We start from the raw sequence: 26,332 nt of genomic DNA, 5'->3' as shown, positions 1-26,332 counted from the left end.
GGGGGATCAGTGCACCTGCCACGTCGTTCTGCCGCGCTCATCAGATTCTTCGCACTGGCCTTGGTGTTCGTGCTGGTGGCCGTGGGGCTGCCTTCCTCGTTGCCTTCCCTGAACGGCAAGGGCGACGTGCAGGCGTCCGGACCGCCCAAGCGCGTGCGGGAGCTGCCCGAGCGGCGCACACCGTCGATGCGGGTGTTCGAGCTGTCCAACGGGCAGCTCGAAGCGGAGATCTCCGCTGCGCCGCAACACTTCCAGGACTCCGGCGGGGAGTGGCAGCCGGTCGACACGACCGTGCGCGAGCAGGCCCGTGACGGCTACCTGTTCGGCAACGACACCAACGCGTTCGTCAGCGCGTTCGGCGACAGGACCGACCGGGTTGCCAAGTTCTCGTTCAGCGGCACGCAGGTCGGGCTGGGACTCGACGGCGAGTCCAGGAAACTCGACCCGAAGGTGGAGCGCGACTCGGTCACCTACCGGGGTGCCTGGGACGGAGCGGACTTCAGCTACCAGGTCACCCGCGGCTCCCTCAAGGAGAAGATCACCCTCGCGGCACCGCCGAAGGACGCCACCTACCGGTTCTCGCTGGACCTCGCCGGTGTCGTCGCGCAGGCGCAGCCCGACGGGTCGATCGCGTTCTTCCGTGCGAACGCGGACGCTCCGCCGCTGTACGTGATGCCGAAGCCGTTCATGTTCGACTCCAGCGCGAAGTCCTACAGCGACAAGGTTTCGCAGACGTTCGAGCAGCACGGGCCGAAGATCACCGTGACCGTCCGCGCGGACCAGGAGTGGCTCGCCGCGCCGGAGCGGAAGTACCCGGTGGTCATCGATCCCACGATCTCGGTCGAGCCGACGTCGAACTCCGGCCAGGACGCGCAGATCTGGTCGGACACCCCCACCCGCAACGACGGCGCCGACTACCGGCTGTCCGTCGGCACCGACAACACCGGCATCGCGCGCAGCCTGGTCAAGTTCGACATGTCCGTGGTGCCTGCCGGAACGAACCTGACCTCCGCGAAGCTGCGGATGTACTACGACAACGAGCTGCACGTCGGCACCAACGACGTCACCATGGAGGCGCGCCGCGTCACCGCCGCGTGGGCCGAGAGCACGGTCACCTGGAACAGCTCGAACACGGCCTTCGCAGAAGCCGGTCTGTCGACCGCGGTCAAGCGCGCCAACGTCACCCAGGTCTGGAACGAGTGGGACGTCCGCAACATCGCCCAGTCCTGGGTCTCCGGTTCCGCGCAGAACCACGGCTTCATGGTCAAGGCGACCGACGAGACGCTCAACCGCGGTGGCGCGATCCACCACGCCGCGGAGTTCGCCTTCAACGGTGACACCGCGACTTTCCCGAAGCTGATCCTTACCTACGGCAGCGCCGGTGCCGTGCTGCAGCCGATCACCAAGACCTACGCCAACGGCGCCGAGCTGGCGTGGACTCCCTACGCGGGCACCGACCTCGTCGAGTACCAGGTGCACCGGTCGATCTCGCAGGTGTACACGCCGTCAGCGTCCACTTTGGTCACTTCGGTGGCCCCGCAGGCGACCCGGTTCGTGGACACCACGGCGACACCGACCCCGGACTCCGCCGGTGACCTCGACTGGAACCTCTACTACTACATGATCGTCGCGAAGACCCGCGACGGCCAGCTCATCCCGAGTGCCACGCAGCAGACCCGCACGCCCAAGGCCGGCCAGGTGCGGCAGATCTTCCGCGGTGGCGCCGACACCACGCTCTCGGCCCTCCAGCCGAACGCGAACCTCGACGTGCTCGCCGGCTCGCCGTGGCTGCAGGTCGGCAACAACGGCGCCACCTATGGGAAAACGCGCGCGTTGGTGAAGTTCGACGGCCTCAACGCGATCCCGCCGGGCACCACGATCACCGACGCCGACCTGTCGCTGTGGGCGCTCTACTCCAACGGAACGGGTGCGACCTTCGACGGGCACCCGCTCACCAGGCCGTTCGTGGAGAACCAGGCCACCTGGAACAGGGCGTCCACCACGACGGCGTGGACCACGCCGGGTGGTGACATCGCGGCGAGAGCCGACTTCATCTCCGGCGTGACCGACAGGCCGACCTGGCACATCTGGGAAAACGCCGCCATGGTCCAGGGCTGGGTCGACACCCCGTCCTCCAACAACGGTTTCGAGGTCAAGCTCCGCGACGAGGCCGGTGCGCAGCAGCGCGTGCTGTTCCTGTCCGACGAGGCCGCGGAACCGATGCTGCGTCCCACCCTCGCCGTGTCCTACCTCGGTTCGCCGCCCGCGCCGCCCGCCGCGCCGCTGGTGTCCTCTCCCGACTATCCGGCCGACGGTCAGCCGCACGGCGGTGCCGGAAAGCCCGGCGCGTTCGTGCTGACGCCCGGCAACTCGGTGCCGATCGCCAAGTTCGTCTACCAGCTCGACTCCGACGCGCAGCCGACCGAGGTGGCCGCCACCGGCCAGATCTCGGTGAACCTGACACCCGCGGCCTCCGGCACCAGGACGCTGACGGTCCGCGCGCTGAACGCGAGTGGAATCGCGTCCGCGACCACGACGTACAGCTTCGTCGTCGCCGAGGCGCCACGGCACAAGAAGGTCAAGACCGACTTCAACGGTGACGGCAAGGACGACGTCGTCACGTTCACCCGCGGCGACGGTGCCGCCGTGTACGTGTCGCTGTCCGATGGCACCAAGTTCGTCCAGGACGGCTGGAAGTGGCACGACCATTTCGCGGTGCAGAACGAGATCCCGCTGACCGGTGACTTCGATGGCGACGGCAAGGCCGACGTCGCCACGTTCACCCGTGGTACGGACGCCCGTGTCTGGGTCGCGTTGTCCGACGGCACGAAGTTCGGCACTGCCGCGAAGTGGCAGGACCACTTCGTGTCCGACGCCGAGATCCCGCTGGTCGGCGACTTCAACGGTGACGGCAGGGACGACATCGCCGCCTTCACCCGTGGCACCGACGGCGCCGTGTGGGTCGCGCTCTCGGACGGCACGAAGTTCGCGCCGACCCCGGTCAAGTGGCACAGCTCCTTCGCGCATGGCACGGAGATGCCCGCTGTCGGCGACGTGAACGGCGATGACAAGGACGACATCGTCTACTTCACCGGCGGCGAGGCGGCTGACGTGTTCGTGTCGCTGTCCGACGGCACGCAGTTCGGGTCTGCTGCGAAGTGGCACGACAACTTCGCGCCCGACGCGGCCAAGGGAGCTGTCGGCGACGTCGACGGTGACGGCAAGGACGACGTCCTGTCGTTCTCGAACGGCCAGGTGACGGTCGCGAACTCGACCGGAACAGCGTTCGGCGCGTCCCGCCAGTGGCACGCGGGTTTCGCGCCCGGTGACGAGCTTCCCGGCGTCGGTGACTTCACCGGTGACGGCAAGTTCGACATCGTCGGCTTCACCCGTGGCACCGCGGCGGACGCCTTCGTCGCCGCTTCCGACGGCGCTCGCTTCGGCGCCAGTGCGAAGTGGCACGACCACTTCGCCGCCGGAGCCGAGGTTCCGAGGCCCAGCCTGTTCGCCGCCGGTCCCGGCACACCGGCACCGGTGCCGCCCGCGGTACCGCTGGTGTCCTCTCCTGACTATCCGGCTGACGGTCAGCCGCACGGTGGTGCCGGCAGGCCAGGCGCGTTCGTGCTGAAGCCCGGCGATGCCGTGCCCATCGCGAAGTTCGTCTACCAGCTCGACACCGACACACAACCGACCGAGAAGCCCGCGACCGGTGAGATCTCGGTCAACCTGACTCCGGGTTCGGCAGGAACGCGGACGCTGACGGTGCGTTCGTTCACCGCGGGCGGTCTCGCCTCCGCCCCGGCCACCTACACCTTCGTGGTGGCCCAGCCGGTCCAGGCGCCGGTCGCGCCCACGGTGTCGTCCACCGACTACCCGGCCGACGGACAGCCGCACGGCGCGCCCGGCAGGGAAGGCGTGTTCACCCTGAAGCCCGGCAACTCGGTCCCGGTCACCGGGTACCGGTGGCAGCTGGACGACGGCGGCTCCACCGACGTCTCCGGCACGGGCGAGGTCCAGATCAGGGCGACGCCCGCGACGCCGGGCCAGCACACGCTGACCGTGCGCGCGCTCGGTGCGGAGAACACCGTGTCGCCCGCGACCACGCACACGTTCATCGTGGCCGACCCACCGGCCGGACCCGGTGCGCCCCAGGTGATCTCGTTCGACTACCCGAGCGGTGGCGCCCCGCACGGCGCGCCCGGCCAGGAGGGGACGTTCACCTTCCGCCCGACCGGATCGATGGCGATCGCGGGCTACCGCTGGCAGCTGGGCGGCGGCCCGACGTCCGACGTCGCCGGCACCGGCAAGGTGGCGGTCAAGATCACCCCGGTCACGGCGGGCACGCAGACGCTCACCGTGCGGACGTTCACCAGCACGGGCGCGGTCTCGGCACCGACGAACTACGTGTTCGAGGTGGCGCAGCTCCCGGCGCCCGGCGCGCCGTTGGTGTCCTCTGTGGACTATCCGGCCGACGGGCAGCCGCACGGTGACGCCGGCCGGGAGGGCACGTTCACCTTCCGGCCGACCGGGACGATCGCCGTCACCGGCTACCGCTGGAAGCTGGACGACGGCGCGACCACCGACGTGCCGGGCACCGGTGAAGTCTCGGTGAAGATCACTCCGCCGACCGGTGGCACGCACACCCTCGTCGTGTGGGCGCTCGGCAGCTCCGGCAGTGCTTCCACGCCTACGACCTACACGTTCGTCGTCGCCGGTGCGGCACCGACGCCGTCCACGCCGCTGGTGTCGTCCACCGACTACCCCGCGGACGGTCAACTGCACGGCAGCCTCGGCCAGCAGGGCGCGTTCACGTTGCGGTCGCAGGGTTCCGTCACCGCCGACGCGTTCCGCTACCAGCTCGACACCGACGCCGCGCCGTCCGAGGTGCCCGCGGGCACCGGCACCGCGACGATCAACATCACCCCGGTCCGCTCCGGTCAGCGCACGCTGACGGTCTGGGCGAAGGTCACGTCGAGCGGAGTGCTGTCGGCGCCGGCGAAGTACGTCTTCGCGGTCGGCGCGCCCGCCGGCCCGCGTGACTACTTCTACGACGCCGCAGGGCAGTTGGCGGGCGTCACCAACAACTCCGGTGAGGCAGCCGCCTACCGCTACGACGCGGCCGGGAACCTGGAGGCGACCGACCGCTACCGCACCGACGTGGCGTCGATCTTCGCCGTGGTTCCGCAACGCGGCCCGATCGGCAGCACCGTCGAGATCAGCGGAACGGGCTTCGCCGTCCAGCCCGCCGACAACAGGGTGACCTTCGACGGCATCACCGCGCAGGTCACCGCGGCCTCGGCGAACCGGCTCACGGTCGTCGTCCCCGCGGGCACCGGCGCGGGCGCGGTGAAGGTCGTCGCCGGTGGCAAGACCGCGGACAGCCGCAACCCGTTCGTGGTCACCAGGGGCATTCCCGCTCCCGCCATCACGACCGTCTCGGCGAACCGCGCCAACTCCGGCGACACCGTCACCATCACCGGCACCGGATTCGACCCGGATCCCGCGCGCAACGTGGTGCTGTTCCACCAGACCACGGCACGGGTGAAGCAGGCGAGCCCGGCCGGCCTGGTCGTCGAGGTGCCCGCCGCGGCCTCGTCCGGGAAGATCTCGGTACGCACGCCGGGTGGCACGGCCACCAGCACGTCCGACTTCCTGATCGCGCCGCGCGGGTTCGTCGTCGACAAGCTCGTCTACGGCGGCCGGGTCCAGCTCGGCACGCCGCTCGAGCTCGACATCCCCGCCGGCAAGTACGCGGTCGTGCTGATCGACGGCACGGTCGGCGAGCGGGTGCACCTCGACCTGGAGAACAACACGGTCCCGGTCCGCTCGGCGATGTGGATGTTCACACCGCACGGCGGCGACTTCGCGCGCCGCACCATGGGCGACCCGCTCGACCTGTGGGCGGGAAGCACGCTGCGCCAGGACATCCCGATGTTCGGCGCCAACGGCACCTACACGATCGTCGTCGCACCTGACGACAACGCGGCCGGCAAGGTGCGGATCACCGGTTCGCACGACCTGACCGGGGACAAGCTGACCAGGGACGGCACCGGTGTGCCGTTCACCGTCTCGGTGGCCGAGCAGCGGTCCGAGATGCCTTTCACCGCAACGGAAGGCGAGTGGCTGAGCGTCGGCGTCACCGACATCAGCATGCCCAACAACATCTTCAACGTCACCGTCACCCACCCCGACGGCTACACCAACACCTGGAAGGCCGATCTCGACAACTACCGGCCGACGATGGTGTTCAAGGCGCGCAGGACCGGCACCTTCAAGCTCGGTGTGACGTTCGGCCCGAACGAGCTCGGCGCCGGGAAGATCTGGCTGTCCGGCGTGATCGACGCGAACCGGCTCGTGGTCGACGGGCCGAGCACGCTGATGAAGATCAACCGGCCCGGACAGTCGGTGCGCATGCCGTTCACCGGCGTGAAGGACCAGCCGCTGCGGTTCGCCATCACCGACAACACGTTGCGGGAGAACGGAAGGGCGGGCCAGGCGGCAGGAATCCTGGTCGAGCCGGACGACAACCAGGTCGAGATCCGCACCGGAACCGCCGACCTCAAGAACGTGCCCATCAAGAAGAACGGTGAGCACAACCTGTTCATGAGCGGCTGGCAGGCGGTCGGCACCGCGAAGGGCTGGCTGTCGACCAAGGCCGAAGCGGGCAAGGCACCGGTCAACGCGCAGACCAAGATCACCTTCGACCGGCCGGGCCGCGAGGTCTGGGTCGACATCGACGGGGTCAAGGACAAGCCGCTCAAGATCCTGATCCGCGACAAGAGCCTGCCGGGCCTGATGAACGCCCGGCTCTACCAGCCGACCGACAACAAGCTGATCGGGATACCGGTCGACAACAAGATCGATGTTCCTGCGCTGCCGGAGACCGGGAAGTACCGGCTCCAGCTCGACCCGACCTTCGCCACCACGGGTGAGCTCACGCTCGCACTGTCCGAGCCGTTCGACGCCGGCGTGATCCCGGTCGACGGGCCGTTGCTGAAGCCCAGGATCACCATTCCGGGGCAGACGGTCGTGGCCAGGTTCTCCGGCCAGGCGGGGCAGCGGCTGAGCCTCGGCTACAGCTCGCCGAACATCCCGTTCGTCAAGCCGACGGTCCGCAAGCCGGACGGTGCGGTGCTCGACGGGTACACCGCCCTGAGCGTGCCGTTCGGGTTCGACCTGCAGGCCTTGCCGGCGGCGGGCGAGTACAAGATCGAGCTCGAACCGCTGGAGGACAGCGGCGGTCCCGCGGTCGGCGACCTCGAGATCGCGTTGTCCGGTGAGGTCGACGGCGGCAAGGCCGACATCGGCGGTGCGGCCAAGACGCTCACGTTCACCCGCATCGGGCAGAACGGCAAGGTGACGTTCGACGGCACGGCCAACGACGTGCTGCAGCTCGACATCACGCGCACGTTCCCGCACAACTCGGGTGCCTACTACAGCCTGATCGCGCCGGACGGCACGATCTCGCCGCGGCACTCGTTCATGTCGAGGGACCAGTTCAAGCTCACCGCGCTGCGGTTGACCGGCACGTACACGCTGGTCTTCGATCCCGCCACGTACGGGACCGGCACGATGACCGTCAAGGTCAGCAAGCCGGCGACCGTTGCGGCACAGGAAATGCAGGGGGAGCGGCTCGATCCGCCGAAGCCGCCCGCGAGCCCGAAGTGCGTTCCCGTGGAACCTGCCCCGGAACCCTTCAAGGGTTCGCCGGCGCCGGAGGGGTCGCGCCAGCCTGAGGAACCGCAGCTCCCGCCCGCGTCCAAAGCGGACTCGTGCGCACCGGCGGGTGGTGCGTCGGGCTGGCAGCCGGACAGCGCCAACCTCAACGGCACCGACTGGAACACCCGTTACGACCCGCAGCCGACGAGGGACCGGCCGCTGCAGTTCGCCATGGGGTTCACCGGCGTGGTCGGCAAGATCCAGTCGACGGCGGGCCAGGACCTGGCCGGCGTCACCGTCAGCGTGGCGGGCCACCGGCCGGTCGTCACCGACGCCAAGGGCAAGTTCGCGCTGACCGGACTGCCGGACGGCCACGTCGTCCTGCGGGTCGACGGCGGTACCGCGACGAACATGCCCGGCCGCAGGTTCGGCTCGTTCGACATCGGCGTGGACGTCAAGGGCGGACAGGTGCTCGTCCTGCCGTACACGGTGTTCCTGCCGGAGATCGACACCGCCGCGATCGTGCACGTCCCGAGCCCGACCAAGGGCGAGACCGTGCTCACCACCAAGTCGATCCCCGGCCTGGAGGTGCGCCTGCCCGCGGGCACCGTCGTGCGTGACGCGGACGGCAACGTGGCGACCGAGCTGTCGCTGACGCCGATCCCGATCGACCGGCCGCCGTTCCCGTTGCCGCCCACCAAGGTCCCGGTGTACTTCACGGTCCAGCCGGGTGGTGGCTACCTCTTCCCCGAGGGCGCCACGATCATCTACCCCAACTACACCAAGGAAGCGCCGGGCACCCGCACCCAGTTCTGGAACTACGATCCGGACGGCAAGGGCTGGCACATCTACGGCTACGGCACGGTTTCGCCGGACGGCAAGCAGATCGTGCCGGACGCGAGCGTCAAGTTCTACCGGCTGACCGGCGCGATGACCGCGGTCCCCGGCATGAACCCGCCGCGCATCGCCCCGCGCGCGAACGGTGCCAGGGTCGGCGACCCGGTCGACCCGTCGACCGGCCTGCTGGTCGACGAGACCGTCGACATGGTCGTCGACGACATCGCGCCGATCGAGATCAAGCGCACCTACCAGCAGGGCGACCCCGACATCCGCACCTTCGGCGTCGGCACCAGCTTCAACTACGGGCTCTACCCGTGGTCGCCCGGCGTCATCGGTCAGTTCGACTTCCAGGAGTTCGACCTGGTCCAGGCGGACGGCAGCAAGATCCACTACCGGAGAACCTCGCCGGGCAAGGACTACGCGGGCGCGGTCTTCAAGGCCGACCCGACGCCGACGAAGTTCGACGGCTCGGTGGTCCGCTGGATCGACAGCGGCTGGGACGTGCTCCTGCGCGACGGCTCCGTGATGACGATCGGCGAAGAGGCGCCGCTGCAACAGATCCGCGACAAGTACGGCAACACGACCACGCTCACCCGAGCCACGGCACCACCGGGCACCGACGGCAAGGTCCGCGCCAACGGCCCGGTCACGCAGATCACCTCGCCCAGCGGCCGTTGGGTGAAGTTCACCTACGACACGGCGAACCCGCCGCGCGTCCGGTCCATTGAGGACAACATCGGCAGGCGCGTCTCGTACACCTACGACGCGACAGGCCACCTGGAGACCGTCACCGACATCCGCGGCGGAACCACCCGCTACACGTGGGAGAACGGTCTGCTCAAGACCATCACCGACGCCAGGGAAATCCGCTTCCTGCTCAACGAGTACGACGCGAAGGGCAGGGTCAAGCAGCAGACCGCGGCCGACGGAGGCCTCACCAAGTTCGAGTACGTCGAGTCCGGCGACGCCATCGTCGAGACCAAGGTCACCGACGCCAGGGACCACGTGCGCCGGTTCACCTTCAACGACCGCGGCTCGGTGCTGACCGACACCAAGGCGTTCGGCACGTCGCTGGCGCAGACGACCACGAACGAGTACGAGGCCGACGGCGTGCGCCTCAAGGCGACCACCGATGCCTTGCAGCGCAAGACGACCTACGTCTACGACGCCAACGGCCAGGTCAAGGAGAAGACCCTGCTGGCGGGTACGGCCGAGGCGCGGACCGAGAAGTGGGAGCGCAACGGGCCGCACGCCGAGCTGACCAAGTACACCGACACCTACCTCAAGGACACGGTCTACGAGCTCGACCCGCGGGGTGCGGTGAAGTCGGTGACGGATCCGGCCAACCGCAAGACGCTGTACGACACCAACGAGAAGGGGCTCGTCACCAAGGTCACGGATCCGGCGGAGAAGGCCAGCACTGTCGACTACGCCGGTGCGGACGTCGTCAGCCGCACCGACCCGCTCGGCAAGGTCGACCGGACTGGCTTCGACGCCATCGGCAGGCCCGTGCTGACCACAGATCCGCGCGGCGCGAGCACCGACACCACGTTCGATGCGGCGACTCAGATCCGCTCGGTGACCGATCCGCTCGGCCGCACCGTGGCGTATGAGTACGACGGGAACGGCAATCGGGCCAAGGTCATCGACGCCCGCGGCGGTCAGACCGTCTTCGACTACGACCGGATGGACCGGGTGGAGAAGGTCACCGATCCGCTGGGCAAGTTCGAGCTGGCCGAGTACGACCGCAACGGCAACCTGGCGAAGCACACGAGCCGTCGCGGCATCGTCACCGAACACGACTACGACGAACTGGACCGGCGCAAGGAGAGCAGGTTCGGGTCCGAGAGCACCACGAAGTTCGGCTACGACCTCGGCGACAGGGTGAAGCGCACCGAGGACTCGGTGGCGGGCGTCTCGACGATCGACTACGACGGATTCGACCGCGTGAAGGTCGAGTCCACCACTCACGGCACCGTGTCCTACGAGTACGGCAAGACCGTGCAAGACCGGACGATGACCGTGGCGGGACGAGCTCCGGTCCGGCACATCTACGACGCGGTGGGCGACCTCTCCGAGGTGCGCCAAGGCGACACCGCTGTGAGCACCATCAGCCGTGACCGGGTGGGCAGGCCGGAACGTGTCGGTGCTCCCGGCGGTGGTGGGGTGTCGCAGACCTACGCCTACGACGATGCCGGCCAGATCAAGTCGATCACTTACCGGTCCGGCACGACAGTGCTGGGAGACCTCACCTACAACTACGACGCGGCCGGATATCCGGTCCGCACGACGGGCAGTTACTCCCGCGCGATGCTGCCGGAGCAGTTCGGGCTCGCGGTCTACGACCGGGCGAACCGCGTCAGCGCGGTCGGTGCCACGACGATCAGCCACGATCCCGACGGCAACCTGATCTCCGATGGGGTGACGACGTTCAGCTGGAACGCCCGCGGACAACTCGCAGGCGAGGCCGGACCGGGTATGACGGCCAGCTTCGACTACGCGGCCGATGGACGCAGGCAGGGGCGGACGGTCAACGGCGTCACCACCAACTACCTGTACGACGGGCTCAACCCGTTGCAGGAGAAGGTGAACGGTGCCGTCACCGCGACGATGACCTCGATCGGCACCGACGGATTCCAGCTGCGTGAGTCCGGCGGCACGACTCGCCGGTACCTGGTCGACGGGCTGGGCAGCACACTCGGACTGGTCGACAACTCCGGTGCCGGCGCTTCGTATTCGTACGAGCCGTTCGGGCGCACCTACACGGCCGGCGACGACGGCGGCAACCCGTATCAGTTCGCTGGGCGTGAGGACGACGGCACCGGCCTGTACTACAACCGTGCCCGGTACTACAGCCCTGTGCTGCAGCGATTCCTCAGCGAGGACCCGATCGGCTTCGACGGCGGGAGCAACCTCTACGGCTACGTGGCCAACCAGCCGACGAAGCTCACCGACCCGATGGGCACGAAACCCACATCGTCACGAGGAGGCTGTGAGCAGAACAGCTTCACCCCGGAAACGAAGGTGCGGATGGCCGACGGCTCGGCCAAACCGATCGGGGACATCCAGCTGGGCGACAAGGTACTGGCCACGGACCCGTCGACGGGACTCACCGAGGAAAGGGTCGTCACCGCGACGATCGTGGGTCAGGGGCAGAAGTCGCTCGTCGACATCACCATCGACACCGACGATGACGGCAAGGGCGACAGCACGCTCACCGCGACGGATGGTCACCCGTTCTGGGTGCCTGAGCTCGACGAATGGGTCAAGGCCGAGGACCTGCGTCCTGGCGCGCTACTGCGCACGTCGGCCGGCACGTACGTCCAGGTCACGGCAGTGGCGCAACGCACGGCCACGCAACGGGTGCACAACCTCACCGTCGACGAACTGCACACGTACTACGTCCTGGCCGGAGAAACCCCGGTTCTCGTACACAACTGCGGTTTCTCCGATCGGGCCAGCGAGATTCACGCCGCCGAACGGGACGCGTGGTACCGCGAGAACGTGAGCACCGTGGCCGTGATCCGGGTCCAGACGCCGCGCGGCCCCGTCGACCTCATCGCCGGGAGCGGCAAGGGCCTGACGCCCGACCAGTTGGCGGTGCCGCTGCGACCGGGTGAGATGCACGTGCCCAACATCCCGGGAACGCATGCCGAGCAGAACGCTTTCCTCTACGCGAACCAGCAGGGCTGGATTCCGATCGCAGGCGGCACCTCGCGCAACGTCTGTCTGGGAGTGTGCGCCCCGTGGATCCGGGAGACCGGCGGCAGAATGACGGGCAACGTCTTCCCCGGAAACGGAAAGACGACAACACGTCAGAGGAGCTTTGAATGGTAGTGGCCGCTGAGGTGTCCGATGCCCTCGTGGCGGGAGAGTCCGCACGAGCCGCGGTCTTCGTCGCGAGCTGCGTGGAACGGATGGCGCAGTTCTTCACCGGCCTGCGCGGAGACGATCCCGGTCGTGCTGCGGACATCGAGCTGTACCTGAAGTACCTGGACGACCTGTGGGCCCTGGACCTGCCGAGTGAGAACTTCGACGGCAGGGCCGCGGTTCTGGAGGGATTTCCGGAGCTGGTGCCCAGCGAGGAAGGATTGACCGATGACGCGGACATAGATGCGTTCTCAGCGGTCCTCTGCATGAGATACGCGGTTCTGTTCCGTGCCACGGGTGACGCGCAACAGGCTGTCCAGTGCGCGCATGCGAGCTTGACCTCGATGGCGCTGGCGGATCAGAACATTCCCGGATCTGACTTGCTCGGCGCTGAGCACGAGTTCCAGCGTCGAGCGATCTCCTCTGGTCATGACGAAGGGGCACTGGCGCAGCTCCGGGAACACGATCGAGCCAGAGGCCTCGAGCGACTGCTCGCGGTACACGGAGCGCGCGGTGGCATCGAGTAGGGCGACGATGGAACCTGTGGTGACCGAGTTCTGGGGCATCATCGGCGAGAACGAACTGCGGACCGAGGCCGACGTGGAAGCCACGCTGGAGCGGGTCTCCGCGCGGCTGGCCCCGCTGCCCACGTACGACCTGCTGAACTTCGTCGACGGCCTGCACGAGGCGTTGTCGAGGCTGGACCGCAGGCAGTTCGCGGAGATCCCCGTCTTCGTGCGGGACCTGGCGATCCCGCAGTCGGAGGACGGTTTCCAGTACGCCAGGTGCGCCTGCGTCCTCGCCGGCCGGAGGGTGTTCGAGGAGGTGCCGGCCACGGGGGAGGGGTTCGAGCCCTTCACGGTGCCCGAGCTACCGGCTGAGCGGTTGTTGTACCTGGCCGACGAGCACTACGAGGACAAGATGGGGTTCCCGATGGAGCGCCGGAGGACGTTTCCGATCGACATGAAGCCGAACCCGGACGGCTGGAATTAGCCTGCTGGGCGACGTTGGGGGGCTCGCGGCGTTGCCGTCCAGCGCGACCGGGTTAGCTCTCTCGTCAGATTCCTTCTTCAGTACCGGGCGGCGGTGGTGCCGGCAGGGGAAGAGGCTTACCGGGCTGTGCTGGCGGATCCGGGGCGGTTTCGCCGGTTCACCGAACCCGGTGGGCCTGAGGCCGAGTTCCTGCTCCACGTGGCGCAACACGCGTACGAAAGCTCGACTGGCAGGGAGTGGGAGCACGTCACTCCGCTGGACTACGAGACGGGATCGAACGCCGATGGCTGGAGCTGAGCTGCTCAGACCTGGCCGCGGATACCGAGTCGGGATTCGCCTTACCAGGCAGTGATTCGAATGGCTGGGGGACTTGTGTTGGGGAGTTGGAGACGGCTGCTTGCCGTCGGTGCCGCGATCGCGGTCTTGGGCGGGATCACCACGGGTGTGGCGTCGGCGCAGGAGGGGCAGGTGTACCGGCCCGCGAACGCCGAAGTCGTTGCGGGGCAGTACATCGTGCTGCTGAAACAGGCGGTGGCGGAGAAGGGCGCGCTCGCCGGCAAGTACGGCGGGCAGATCAAGCGGACCTTCGCCTCGGCGTTGACCGGGTTCACCGTGACCGCCACGGAGGCTCAGGCCAAGCGGCTCGCTACCGATCCGAGGGTCGCGCGGGTCGAGGCCGATTCGCTGGTGCGGGCGACCGGGACGCAGACCAACCCGCCGTGGGATCTGGACCGGGTCGACCAGCACACCACCGTGCTCGACGACGCGTTCACCTATCCCGAGAGTGCCGGTGGCGGGGTCACCGCTTATGTGATGGACACCGGGATTCGCACCGCGCACACCGAGTTCGAGGGTCGGGCCAGCGTGGGCTTCGACGCCATCGGTGACGGGTGGAACGGTGAGGACTGCAGCACCGCCGGGCACGGCACGCACGTCGCGGGCACCATCGGGGGCAGGACGTACGGCGTGGCCAAGAAGGTCAAGCTCGTCTCGGTGCGGGTGTTGAGCTGTGAGAACTCCGGCACCACCAGTCAGATCATCGCCGGGATCGACTGGGTGACCGCGCACGCGCAGCGGCCCGCCGTGGTCAACATGAGTCTCGGTGGGGGAAAGAGCGCTGTGGAGGACATCGCGCTCAGGAACTCGATCGCATCCGGGATCACGTATGCGGTTTCCGCGGGCAACGACCAGAAGGACGCCTGCGAGAACAGTCCTGCCAACGTGAGCGAGGCCATCACCGTCGGCGCGAGCAACCCGGTCGACGAGAGGGCTCGGGACTGGAAGGACGACCCCAGGGATCCCACCAAGATCACCGGTGGCTCGAACTTCGGGTCCTGCCTCGACCTGTTCGCGCCGGGGGAGGCGATCAAGTCCGCGCACAACGCCACCGACTCCGCCACGATCACGTTGCACGGCACGTCGATGGCTTCCCCGCACGTCACGGGTGCGATCGCGTTGCTGCTCGCCGAGACGCCCAGTGCGACGCCGGCCGAGGTGTCCGCCACGTTGCTCAGCCGGGCGACGACGGATGTGCTCGCCGCCAACGGGTTGGGCGCCGGGTCGCCGAACAGGCTGCTCTACACCGGGGTTCCGGTGACCGGGGTCTGCACGCTGGCCAACGACACCCGCCAGGCCATTCCCGACCAGGGATCGGTCACCAGCACGGTGGAGTTCACGGCCTGTCCCGGCAGGGTGGCCGACACCGCGCGGGTGCGCGTGCGGGCCGAGCACCCGTTCCGCGGTGACCTGTCGGTCCTGCTGGTCGCGCCCAACGGGACCGAACGCGTGGTGAAGGCGGCCAACGGCGAGGACACCGCTGTCGACCTCGACCAGACCTTCCCGCTCACCGGAATGTCCACAATGGATGCCAACGGGGTGTGGAAGCTGGTCGTGCGCGACAACTTCGGCTTCGACGAGGGCACGTTCGCCGGGTGGACGCTGACCCTGGCCGAATCGGTCGTCGCACCGGCCACGCCCGCGCCGCCACAGGTGTCGTCGTACGACTATCCCGCTGACGGGCGGGTGAACGGTGGCGTGGGCATCCTCGGCACGTTCACCTTCAAGCCGGGCGGCACCCAGGCGTTCAACAAGTACTCCTACCAGCTCGACGGCGACGCGCAGCCGACGGAGATCGTCGCGGGCGGCGAGATTTCCGTTGCCATCACACCGAAAGCGGCGGGCAGGCGGACGTTGACGGTGCGTACGTCCAACGGCACCACGCAGTCCGCGCCGACCACCTACGAGTTCGTGGTCGCCGGGGCCGGTGACGTCGTCGACGGTGGAACGCTGACCGCCGACGGCGCGAGTGTCGGCACGACCATTCCCGCGGACAAGGTGCTGCGGCTGCGGTTCGACGGTGTGGCCGGTGACAAGCTCGGTATCGGCGTCACCCCGTACACGGTGAACGCCTTCAGCAAGCTGTGGGTGCTCGACCCGGCGGGCCGCTCGTTCAGCGTCGACAAGAACAGCGGCTCCTCCTACGTCTACCAGGGCTTCGGCAGGGCAGCCGTGTTGCCGACCCTGACGATCACGGGTACCTACCAGGTGTTCATCGATCCCGATGGCGCCGGAACCGGTAACGCGACCGTGCAGCTGTCCAGGAACAGCACGGCGACGACCGATGTCGTCGTGCAGGGCACGCCGTTCACGGTGACGAGGCCGGGGCAGTTCGCCGAGTTCACCATCGACGGAAAGCTGAACTCCTGGTACGACCTCGGGTTCACCGACTGGACGACGAGCACCGCGCTGATGTCCGTGGACGTGTTCGACGCCAAGGGCGGACGCGTCGGCAACCAGCAGTACCTCACCGCGATCGACGCCGGCCGGTTCAAGACCGAGGCAGCCGGGAAGTACCGCGTGGTGATCGGGTACATCTTCGGTGAGGGGTCGGGCAGCGCGAAGCTGTGGCTGTCCAACGAGATCAACGCCGGCGACGTCACCACCGTGCAGACAGGCCGGCAGCTGACCCTGACCCGGCCCGGCCAGCACGCCCGCATGAGGTTCGACGGGACGCAGGGCCAGCGGCTCGCCGTCGGCTACGCGGACATCAGCCTGACCGACGGCAACAGGCCGAAAGCCTTCGTCGTCGGCCCGGACGGGACGACGAAGTCGCTCGACTCGCACGCCGGTGGCGCGGCCGTACCGGTGCTCACCAGGACGGGAAGTCACGACCTGCTCGTCAACGCCGGCCCCAGCACCGGAACGCTGACCTCGTGGCTGTCGGAAGACCTCGACCTCGGTGTCATCACGGTGACCGGTTCGCAGAAGTCGGCGTCCCTCTCCAGGCCCGGCCAGCAGGGCAGGGTGAAGTTCGACGGGGTGGCGGGCCAGCGGCTCAGTCTGGGCCTGACGACCTTCTCCGCGGGTTTCGCCGATCACACCGTCCGGCTGGTCAAACCTGACGGCGCCGGCGTCGACCTCGGGGGTTTCAACCCGGCGCCGGGCAGCATCGCGTTCGACGTGCTGCCGGTGTCGGGGGTGTACGAGATCGTCATCAATTCGAGCAACACCAACGGTGTCACCGGCACCGTCTCGCTGACCCTGTCCACGCCCGTCAACGCCGGAACGCTCACGATCGGCGGCTCGACGGTGCGGGTGTCGGTGAGCAGGGCCGGTCAGGACGGCCAGCTGTCGTTCACCGGCGCCACGGGTGACAAGCTGCGGCTGACGACGAGTGGCAGCACGTTCACCAACAAGGCGTTCAGCCTCACGGTCCTCAACCCGGACGGGACGAAGCTGGTGGACAGGAAGTTCCAGACGGACCAGGGCGCGTTCGACCTGCCGGTGCTGCCCGCGGCGGGCACCTACGTGGTGCTGATCGATCCTTCCGTCGCGGGAACGGGTTCGGTCAACGTCGGTCTGGCCAGAGTGCCGTGACCGTGGGGAGGCGGACGTTTCTGGCCGCTGTCGGGACGGGGCTGGCGGGCTGCACCGCCAGCCCCGCCCCTGCTCCCGAGGTGCACCTGCCCGTCCGGAAGCAGCCGGGGGTGGTGACCCCCGCACTGTCCACAACGGAGCTGATGGCCTTCGACGTCACCGTTCGCGGCCGCGCCGGGCTCACGGAGGTGTTGCGCGCCTTGAGTTCCCCGGTCGCGGATGCCGTGGTGACGATCGCCGTGGGCGCGTCGCTGTTCGACGGCCGGTTCGGTCTGGAACGTCCGCGACGGTTGACGCCGATGCCGTCCTTCCGCAGCGACGTGCTGGATCCGGCCTGGTGTCACGGTGATCTGCTCGTCCAGGTGAGCGCGGACAGCCGGGAACCCGTCGACGCGGCGCTCGCACGGCAGATCCCCGGCCTGACCCCGCGCTGGCGGATGCCGGGGTTCCACCCGGACGGCACGCGCAACCTGTTCGGTTTCCGCGAGGGAGCGGGAAACCCGGACGCGTCCGACGCGAAGCTGATGGACGAGCACGTGTGGGTGCAACCCGGTGACGACGAACCGGCGTGGTGCGTGGGCGGCACCTACCAGGTGGTCCGGCTGATCCGGCTCGCGATGCCCAGCTGGGACGCGGAACCGCTGGAGGTCCAGGAACGGGTTTTCGGCCGCACCAAGGACACCGGTGCTCCGCTGGGCCAGGCCTCCGAGCACGACCGGCCCGACTTCGCCAGTGATCCCGGCGGCAGGCGCATCGCGCTCAACGCCCACATCCGCCGTGCCAACCCGCGCACGCCGGAGAGCGAGGCCCACAAGATCCTGCGCCGCGGGCACTCCTACCGGCTCAGCGAGTCGGACGCCGGGCAGATCTTCGTTTGCTACCAACGGGATGTGGAACTCGGCTTCGCCACTATCCAGCGTCGCCTGGCCGGTGAGGCGCTGGAGAAGTACCTGCTGCCGTTCGGCGGGGGCTACTTCTTCGTCCTGCCCGGCACCGACGACGGTCACGTGAGCCTGGGGTAGCACCCGGTCGGCTCGCAGCAGTCGAAGTCGTTCTGACTTTGGCCGATCCACCGTCACGTTCGTCGTGCTGGGGACGATCCAGTAGACGTCACCCTGGGGAGGAAGGCGGCGTCATGAGCAGCTCCGGCGTGGATGTGCACGAGGTCGAACGGATCGCGGCGAATCCCGATCCCGTCGTCAGGAACCTGCAGATCACCCACTGCTACCACCTGTTGTCGCTGGCGCTGGCCGCTCGCACGGGCAACGCGGCGAACTGGTGCACCTTCGCGGTGTGGGCGTCCAAGCAGGTGGGGCGGACGATCCGGCAGGAGGACCTGGCGCAGGCGGTGGAACGGCTGCTGAAGTCCTCGCCAGAGGTCGCCGCCGGGGTCGGCCTCGTGGCACGTGGTCTGAGGAGGGCCGTTGCGAAGGAGGATCTGGACCGCGCTCACGAGATGGTGCGCAGGGCCGTGGTGGCGACCGCGCGGCTCGACGACGTGAGTGCCGCGTCGGCGCGGGGCAACCTCAAGGTCTTCGCGGAGATCGCGCGTGAGTTCGCCCGGTTCCTCGCCGGGTTCGACAGCATCGAGGAGTTCTGTGACGCGCTGCGGCCGGGCGAGCCACCGGAGGGACAACGCCTCCTCCGGCAGGCCTTCAGCCGCTACCACCGCGCGATGACCACCAGCGACCCGAAGCGACGGGCGGAACTGTTGCTGCTGGCCAACATCGAGGTCGGCCTGCACGAGCAGACCCGGCTGCAACCGGAGATCGCCGCCGCGCTGGAGGCACCGGTGGTCGATCCCCGCGAGCTCGAACGACGGCTGTTCGACCTGCTCCTGCCTGGCAACCGGGTCGTGAAGTGGCTGCGCCTGGCATGGCTGACCGTGCTCGGCAGGCGGACGGCCGTGCGCATCGCCGGCGAGCAGCTGGCCGACCAGGTGCGCGTGCTGGTCCGCCGGGCCGTCACCGAGCACCTGATGACCCTGGCGCTGCCCCGCGGTGAGCTGCTCGACCTGAGCGAGGACCTGCCCGGGACGTTCCCGCCGCTGCTCGCCGAGCTGACGGACCCGGACCTGCTGGCGCTGCTGAAGATCGTCGATCCGACGCCGGACAGCGTGCTCGGCACGGCCGCGCGCGACTGGGCCGACCTGCCGGACCGCATGCACTACATCGCCGACATGTTCCGGTGCCACGCCCTGCGCGAGGATCTGCTCGATCCGCCGTTCACCGCGGAGCAGGTCGAGGCTCTGACCAGCGGACGGCGGCCGCACGGACCGCTGTAGAAAGCTCTGGGGGACATGCGAACCAAGTGGTACCTCGAAGTGCTGCTGCTGGTCGCCGGCTACTTCGCGTTCGGACTCGCCAGGGCGGCGGTCGACAGGGGCGATCCGGCGGCGACGATCAACGCGCTGCGTGTGCAACGTCTGGAAGAGGTTCTCCACCTCGCGATCGAGCGCCCGCTCAACCACGCGCTCCTCGCGCACCCGGCAGCGATCCAGGTGACCGGCTACTTCTACCGCCTGAGCGTCCTCGCCGTGCCGGTCGTCCTGGTCTGGCTGCACCTCGCCCGGCGAAGCCGGTACGGCCGGCTGCGCACCGTGCTGGTCGTGATGATGCTCCTGGACATCGCGCTGGTGTGGCTCTTCCCGGAGGCGCCACCGCGGTTCGCCCAACCCGGCATCGTCGACCACATGGCCACGCACGACATCCTCGGCGGGGCCGCGGCACGGGTTCCGCGGCCCGGCGTGAACCTGCTGGCCGCCATGCCGAGCATGCACGTCGCGTGGGCGACGTGGTGTGCCTACGCCGTGTGGTCGGCTTTCCGGTACCGCGCTGCCTGGCTGTATCCGGTGCTGGTCGCGTTCGTCGTCCTGGTCACCGGCCACCACTACGTGCTGGACGTGGTGGCCGGTGTCGCTCTCGTCGCGGTCGCGATCGGCTTGGTCAGGGCAGGATCTCGAGGTAGCCGTCTGTTCCGTTCACGCGGATCCGTTGCCCGTCCTTGATCCGCCGCGTGGCGTGCTCGACCCCGACGACGGCGGGCAGCCCGTACTCCCTGGCCACCACCGCGCCGTGGGTCATCTGGCCGCCGACCTCCGTCACCAGGCCGGCGATCGCGACGAACAGCGGTGACCAGCTGGGGTCCGTGTGCGCCGTGACCAGGATGTCGCCCGGTTCGACGTCGGCGTCCGCCATGTCCAGGATGACGCGGGCCCTGCCCTCGACGGTTCCCGCGGACACCGGCAGGCCGACCAGCGCACCGCTCGGCAGGTCGTCGCGCCGGTACGTGCCGGAGATGCCCTCGCCGTCCGAGGTGAGCACTCGCGGTGGCGTGAGCGCCTGGTACGACCGGAACGCCTCCCTGCGCTGACGGATGAGCTCGGGGTCAGCCTCGTTGGTGCGCACGACTTCGTGGAGTTCCTGGAACCGCAGGAAGAAGATGTCCTCCTTCTCGCCGAGCACGCCGGCCCGCACCAGCCGTTCGGCCTCGTCGAGCAGGGCCTGTTTGTAGACGAAGTAGCGGCTGACCATGCCGTACTTCGGGTACTCGCGGTATCCGGCGAACGTGCGGACGCGATCGATCATCCGCTTGGTCTCCTCCGCCTTCCGCTCGCCGTCGGGCAGGGCTCGCAGGCGTTCCAGCAGTTCCTGTTCCTTGTGCCACGCCTCCTGCCGTCCCTGCTCGAAGCGGCGTTCGCCGGCGCCCGGCTCGAAGTTCCTGACGTTGGTGAGGATCAACGGCAGCAGCGTGGCGGGACGTTCGCTCCACCGCTGCCTGGTGATGTCGATCTCGCCGACGCAGCGCATGCCGTAGGTGTCCAAATAGGACTGGATGGCGTCACGTGCCTCCTGCCCGCCCTCGAACTTGGGCAGGTCGTCCAGGAAGTCGTCCGGAGCACCTTCCAGGAAGGCGACGACGTCCGGGTGCGGGCGGATGGCGTCGGCGACGTCGAGGAGCGCGAGTCCCATCTCCGACGTGACGTTGTGGGGCACCGACTGCGTGAGGACGTCGGCCGCGTTCTTCTCACCGAGCCAGTCCCGCAGATGATCGTTCAGCCACCACGACGCCTGCATCCCCGCCATGATCACCTGGGAGCTGCGTGGGTCGAACAGGATTCGCCTCAGCTCCTGGAAGTCCGCGAGGATGAAGTCGAGCAGCTCTACACCGGACTTGGTGCGGATGTCGCGGCGCAACGTCGCGACGGACGCCTCGCTCTGCTCGATCAGCTCGGTCACGACGGCCGGATCGGTCTCGATGGTGGCCGGTGCGGCGCCGGGAATCGGCTGGCTGGGAGCGTCGTCGTCGAGCGTCGGGACGATGTCGCGGTCGAGGACGGTCCGCAGCGCGTCGCCGATCAGCGTGTCGGACTTCCCCGCGACGCTCAGGAAACTCTCGCGGCTCTTCGGCGAGGCCAGGATCCGGGTGATGTCGACGAACAACCGCCCGCCGGCCTCCGCCATGGGCCTCGGGGTCGTCAGCTGCCACACGGAGAGCCCCAGGGGCGTCATGGCGTCGGTCATCATCTGCTGGTGGCCGACGGAGACGTAGACGCGGTTGGCCTGGTCAGCGGCCTCCGGCACGGGGAACAGCGTGGTGATCGGCCTGCTCTGGACGATCTGGAACTCGTCGTCGGCGAGGCACCACTCGATGTCCTGGGGACGGCCGAAGTGCGCTTCGATCCGCCTGCCCAGGTCCACGAGACGCACGACCTGCGCGTCCGTCAACGTCGGCTCGGCCGCCACGGCCCTGGCGACGACCTCGCCGTCCCGCACCTGGTAGCTGTCCGGGTTCACGAGCCCGGAGACCAGGTCCTCGCCCAGGCCGAAGATCGCCTCCACGCCGGCGACCTTCCGGTTGGACGTGACGGGGTCCGCCGTGAACAGGACGCCGGACGCACGCGGGGAGACCATCCGCTGCACGACCACCGCCATGGTGACCTTGCGGTGGTCGTAGCCGTTGCGCAGGCGGTAGGTCACCGCCCGCTCGGTGAACAACGAGGCCCAGCACCGGCTGATGTGCCGCAGGATCTCCGCCGCTCCCACGACGTTCAGGTACGTGTCCTGCTGGCCCGCGAACGACGCTCCCGGCAGGTCCTCCGCGGTCGCGCTCGATCGGACGGCGTAGGCGGTCTGCTCGTCGAGCATCCCGGTGATCTCCGCCGCCAGGTTGGGAGGGATGACGATCCCCTCGATGATGCCCCGGATCTCCGCGCTGCACGCGCGGATAGCGTCCCGGTCGTCCGGGCCGACGCCGGCCAGCCGGTCCAGCTGATCTGTGATCGACGGCTCCACGATTGCGCGGAACACCTCCGTCGTCACGCAGAAGCCGTCCGGCACGCGGATGCCTTCGATCCGCGACAGTTCGCCCAGGTTCGCACCCTTGCCGCCGACGACAGCGGCCTGCGTCCTGTCGACGTCCCCGAGAGCGAGCACGGAGCTGCTCATTCGTTCACTTCCCCCGTTCGTGAACACGGTCGGCCTCGGCCTCGGCGAGCGCTCCCGGCACAGGGTTCGTGTCCTTGTCGCTCATGAGTCCAGTGTGCCCGCGTCCAGCGCTGACTGTCCGGTGACTTCGGGTGTCAGCGAGATGTCAGCGGCCGCCGAGATGCTGCTGCCAGCGGAAAACAGAAGCATCCCTGCACTAAGTGGGCTCCGGCGATTTCAACGGGGCCGGATCCTGCAAAGAAGAGAAGGACGCATCGTGTTCAAGAAATTGGCTCTCGCGACGATGATGGGCGCGCTGATCAGCGTGTCTTTCGGCGCGGCCGCGGCAAACGCGGCCACGGACCGAAACGGTGTCTGTGAGTCGGGCGAATTCTGCCTGTACTTCAACAGCAACCAGGAGGGGTCGGTTTCCGACTTCGACTCGTCGATTTCCGACTACGGCGACGAGCAGCCCAGCTGCTACGAGTTCAAGGGCGCGGGCAACGGCAAGGGCAAGTGCGTGAAGAACGAGGCCGCCTCGGTCTGGAACCGCACCGGCAACCCCGTGACCGTGTACTTCAACAGCGGTTACGCCGGCCCGAAGCAGACGATCGCCGCGAACACCAAGGCGAACCTGAACTCGGAGCTCAAGAACGAGAACGCCTCGCACAAGCTGAACGACAGCGGCAGCGGTGGCGGTGGTGGCGGCGGTACCTACGGCACGCCGCGCGAGAACACGAACCCGTCGGAGGCGGTCCGCGCGCCCAACGCGACGAGGCGCACGCAGTTCGTCGACGACGAGATCCGCCGCCTGACCGGCGAGAAGGACTGCTGGGTCGGCGACTACCGCAGCAACGAGCCGTCGACGAGCAACCACAACACCGGTAACGCCCTCGACTGCACCATCTCCAACGCGATCGGCACCTACCCGAGCTCCGCGCAGAAGGAGCAGGGCTGGAAGCTCGCCAACTGGCTCAAGAAGCACGCGAACAGGCTCGACGTCCGCTACGTGATCTGGCAGGGCAAGATCTGGAGCGTCGCCCGTGCCGACGAGGGCTGGCGCAACTACACCGCGGGCAGCGGTGTCACCGGTGGTCACTACGACCACGTGCACGTCTCGATGCAGAACCCGTACGGCGACTGATCTCCTGAACCGCAGTTGCCGACAGGCCGCCTGATCTCGCGAGATCAGGCGGCCTTTTCGCGTTCACGGACGCAGGTCGTGGACGGTCAGCGACGCGGCCAGCAGCCGGATGTCCGCGGGATCGGCGGGGTTGTAGCCGGTCAGTTCGGTGACGCGGCGCAGGCGGTAGTTCAACGTGTTGCGGTGCAGGTGCAGCTTCTCGGCCGTGCGGTGGCGGTTGTGGTCGCAGTTGATGAACTCGCGCAGCGTGTGCAGCAGGTCGGGGTGTTCGGCCAGCCGGTCCATCACGCGGGCCAGGCGTTTGCGGCCGGCACCAGGACGGCAGAGCTGGTACTCGAGCAGCACGTCGTCGAGGACGTACGCGCCAGGCGGACGGCCGAGGCGCTGGGCAAGTTCGGCGATGTCGGCGGCCTGCCGGGCGGCCGTCGGGATGTCCTCGCGGCGTTCCGCGGCGGCGATCCCGCCCACCAGGTCGATCGCCACGGCGGTGCGCAGGTCGCGGACAAGGTCGGCGGCGTCGGCCAGTTCCTGGTCGAGCGTCTCGGCCGTGGTGGGCAGCAGAACCGTGCCGCCGTCGCGGTCCAGTGCGGAGAGCGCGTGCTTCGGCAGTTCGGCACGCAGTCGCCGGACCAGGGCCTGGGCGGCGAGCCTCGCGTCGTGGCTGCCCGCGCCCTCCGGCAACGGGGGTGCCTCGACTCGCACGGCCAGGACCACGTGGTGGCTGGACAGGTCGAGGCTGATCCGTTCGGCCAACGGCTCCGCCTCGCGGCCGGTCAGCAGCGCGGCCACCAGGGCTCGGGCCGTCTCGCGGCGTTCGGCGTGCAGGGACTGCTGCTCGGTCAGGTACGAGGCGGCGACGGCGGGCACGGCGACGCTCAGGTACCGCAGCAGCGCGGGCACGGTCGCGAGCAGGTCGCCGACCTCGTCCTGCTCGGCGACGTTCGCCATCGCGGTCCAGCCGACGTGCGCGGCGACGTGGTAGGTGCTCAGCACCACGTCCAGCGGAACACCCTGCTGGGCTCTGCGGACGGCCGTGGCGATCTGCACCGCCAGCTCGTCGGGTGCCGGCGGGCGTTGTTCGCGCAGGGCCCGCAGGAAGACCTGGATGTTGCGGGCCACCGCCTCGGTGATCTCGCGGTCGACGAGCTGGTGCGGAAGGTGCCGGTAGGCAGCCGATCTGGCGAAGAACACCTCCAGCACCTGCTCGGTGATGGCGGGAATCTGCGTCGCCGCCCGCTCGTACAGCGGGGCGCGCGGGTCCGGTGTCGGTATGTCGACCACCGGCAGAGGCTTGCGCACGCCGCAGGCCCGGTGCCATCGCCCGATTCGGTCGTCTTTCGTGGGCACTGTGCACGAACGGGTGTACGCCGCGTTGTGCATCTGCCCCAAAGGTGTGCCCTGATCGAGTGATGGGCGGTTGGGGTGGACAGGTGTGTCGGGCCAGAATTGGCAGTTCATTCGAGCAGGGGCAGGAGACTTGGCGCACCAGGTGAGCAGTGTCCAGGAGTGCATGAAACTGTTGCTGCGGCGTGGATTCCAGCGGTCCCTCGTGCAGGACCGGCTGACGTGCGTGAACGCCGTGATGTTCCGGCGCGTGTGGAAGGGCGTCAACGAGACGGTGCTCGCGTACTCCGAGTCGGAGGCGCTGGCCTATCGCGTGCGTGAGGATGACGTGGACCCGGCGGACCCGTTCGTCGTCGACCCCGATCTCACGCTGTGGCAGTGCGGCGGCGAGTTCCTCGACGTCGCGGGACAGCTGCTCGACCTGCCGCCCGTGCCGGGGCAGTCGGCGTTCGCTACGCGTTCTGGCGGCGAACCATCTCGTTGATCCAGACGGGAGCGAACGGCGACGTGCAGTTCGGCGGCGTCGGGTAGTCCTTGAGGACTTCGAGCCGTTCGCCGATCTCGATCGCGCGGGCCCGGTGCTCGGGGTGCTCGATGCCGATCTGGGCCAGGCAGTGGTTCATCGCCCATTGCAGCCGGTCCGGCGCGCCCTTCATCTCCGCCTCGACGGTGTCGAGCAGCGCGTCGAGGTCGAGACCCTCCGGCTCGCGCGCCACGCGTTCGGTCGTCAACGCCCAGCCCGCGCTCGCGACCACCGGGTCCGGGTCGGCGAACCAGGCGACGCGCAGGTCTTCCGCGTGGGCGCTCTTCTTCACCACGTAGTTCACGAGCCAGTCGTGGACCTTGGGGCGGTGGGCCTCGCGCATCATCGTGTCGAGCTGGTCGCGGGAGAACGCCTTGGGGCGGCAGATCAGCAACGCCAGCAGCCGTGCCGCGGTGTCGCCGGTCGCCCACAGGTCGAGCGACAGCTCCTGCCGGGTCTTGAGCCGCTTGGCGATCGCCCGGAGCCTGCCGAGGTTCACGCCGTGGTCGTCGCCGTGCTTTTCGTTGACCGCGCGTGCTTTCGGGTCCTCCAGCGCGGCCAGTTCGGCCAGCACCTCGGCCACTGTCGTCTCCGCCACCTCAGGCCTCCCGTCCCGGTGCCGCACAGCTTAGGTCGCCGGTGCACAATGTGCGTCCG

12 protein-coding genes are annotated in these 26,332 nt (G+C 68.6%); 9 read left to right on the top strand and 3 right to left on the bottom strand.

The window, feature by feature from the left end; genetic code table 11:
• The first annotated feature begins 63 nt into the window (after positions 1–63).
• The 7 genes from JOD27_RS23830 (at position 64) to JOD27_RS23800 (ending at position 20,245) form a co-directional block, all read left to right on the top strand.
• Complete coding sequence (locus JOD27_RS23830) at positions 64–12,336, top strand: DNRLRE domain-containing protein (protein WP_204764458.1); 12,273 nt, start codon at positions 64–66, stop codon at positions 12,334–12,336.
• A gap of 80 nt (positions 12,337–12,416) precedes the next feature.
• Positions 12,417–12,896, top strand: a complete 480-nt coding sequence (locus JOD27_RS23825; protein ID WP_204764457.1) for a hypothetical protein — start codon at positions 12,417–12,419, stop codon at positions 12,894–12,896.
• A gap of 19 nt (positions 12,897–12,915) precedes the next feature.
• A complete protein-coding gene (locus JOD27_RS23820; RefSeq protein ID WP_204764456.1) occupies positions 12,916–13,362 on the top strand; it encodes a DUF4240 domain-containing protein in 447 nt (148 codons plus the stop codon).
• A 375-nt stretch (positions 13,363–13,737) separates the two neighbouring features.
• A complete protein-coding gene (locus JOD27_RS23815; protein WP_204764455.1) occupies positions 13,738–17,238 on the top strand; it encodes a S8 family serine peptidase in 3,501 nt (1,166 codons plus the stop codon).
• Positions 17,239–17,240: 2 nt separating this feature from the next.
• Positions 17,241–18,260 (top strand): Dyp-type peroxidase, encoded by a 1,020-nt coding sequence (locus JOD27_RS23810; protein ID WP_307830296.1) that lies wholly within the window; start codon positions 17,241–17,243, stop codon positions 18,258–18,260.
• A 113-nt stretch (positions 18,261–18,373) separates the two neighbouring features.
• Entirely contained in the window at positions 18,374–19,522 is a 1,149-nt protein-coding gene (locus JOD27_RS23805; RefSeq protein ID WP_204764453.1) for a hypothetical protein, read from the top strand.
• Positions 19,523–19,537: 15 nt separating this feature from the next.
• A complete protein-coding gene (locus JOD27_RS23800) occupies positions 19,538–20,245 on the top strand; it encodes a phosphatase PAP2 family protein (protein ID WP_204764452.1) in 708 nt (235 codons plus the stop codon).
• On the opposite strand, the gene rph is transcribed toward JOD27_RS23800, so the two are convergent.
• Complete coding sequence (gene rph, locus JOD27_RS23795; protein ID WP_204764451.1) at positions 20,184–22,685, bottom strand: rifamycin-inactivating phosphotransferase; 2,502 nt, start codon at positions 22,683–22,685, stop codon at positions 20,184–20,186. The two genes, JOD27_RS23800 and rph, sit on opposite strands and share 62 nt — an antisense overlap.
• A 256-nt stretch (positions 22,686–22,941) precedes the next feature.
• Here rph and JOD27_RS23790 point away from each other — a divergent pair, with 256 nt between their 5' ends.
• Positions 22,942–23,808 (top strand): peptidase inhibitor family I36 protein, encoded by an 867-nt coding sequence (locus JOD27_RS23790; RefSeq protein WP_307830294.1) that lies wholly within the window; start codon positions 22,942–22,944, stop codon positions 23,806–23,808.
• A 63-nt stretch (positions 23,809–23,871) separates the two neighbouring features.
• On the opposite strand, the gene JOD27_RS23785 is transcribed toward JOD27_RS23790, so the two are convergent.
• Positions 23,872–25,089: a PucR family transcriptional regulator gene (locus tag JOD27_RS23785; RefSeq protein ID WP_204764450.1), complete on the bottom strand. Its 1,218-nt coding sequence runs from the start codon at positions 25,087–25,089 to the stop codon at positions 23,872–23,874.
• 229 nt (positions 25,090–25,318) lie between these two features.
• Here JOD27_RS23785 and JOD27_RS23780 point away from each other — a divergent pair, with 229 nt between their 5' ends.
• Entirely contained in the window at positions 25,319–25,636 is a 318-nt protein-coding gene (locus JOD27_RS23780) for a hypothetical protein (protein ID WP_204764449.1), read from the top strand.
• Here the strand turns inward: JOD27_RS23780 and JOD27_RS23775 are convergent.
• Positions 25,605–26,273 (bottom strand): DNA alkylation repair protein, encoded by a 669-nt coding sequence (locus JOD27_RS23775; RefSeq protein ID WP_204764448.1) that lies wholly within the window; start codon positions 26,271–26,273, stop codon positions 25,605–25,607. The two genes, JOD27_RS23780 and JOD27_RS23775, sit on opposite strands and share 32 nt — an antisense overlap.
• Positions 26,274–26,332: the final 59 nt, after the last annotated feature.

Origin of the sequence: Lentzea nigeriaca, from assembly GCF_016907955.1 — a bacterium.
Lineage (GTDB): Bacteria > Actinomycetota > Actinomycetes > Mycobacteriales > Pseudonocardiaceae > Lentzea > Lentzea nigeriaca.
Note: the sequence above shows the minus strand (reverse complement) of the source record. Positions and strands in the feature narration are given on the sequence as shown.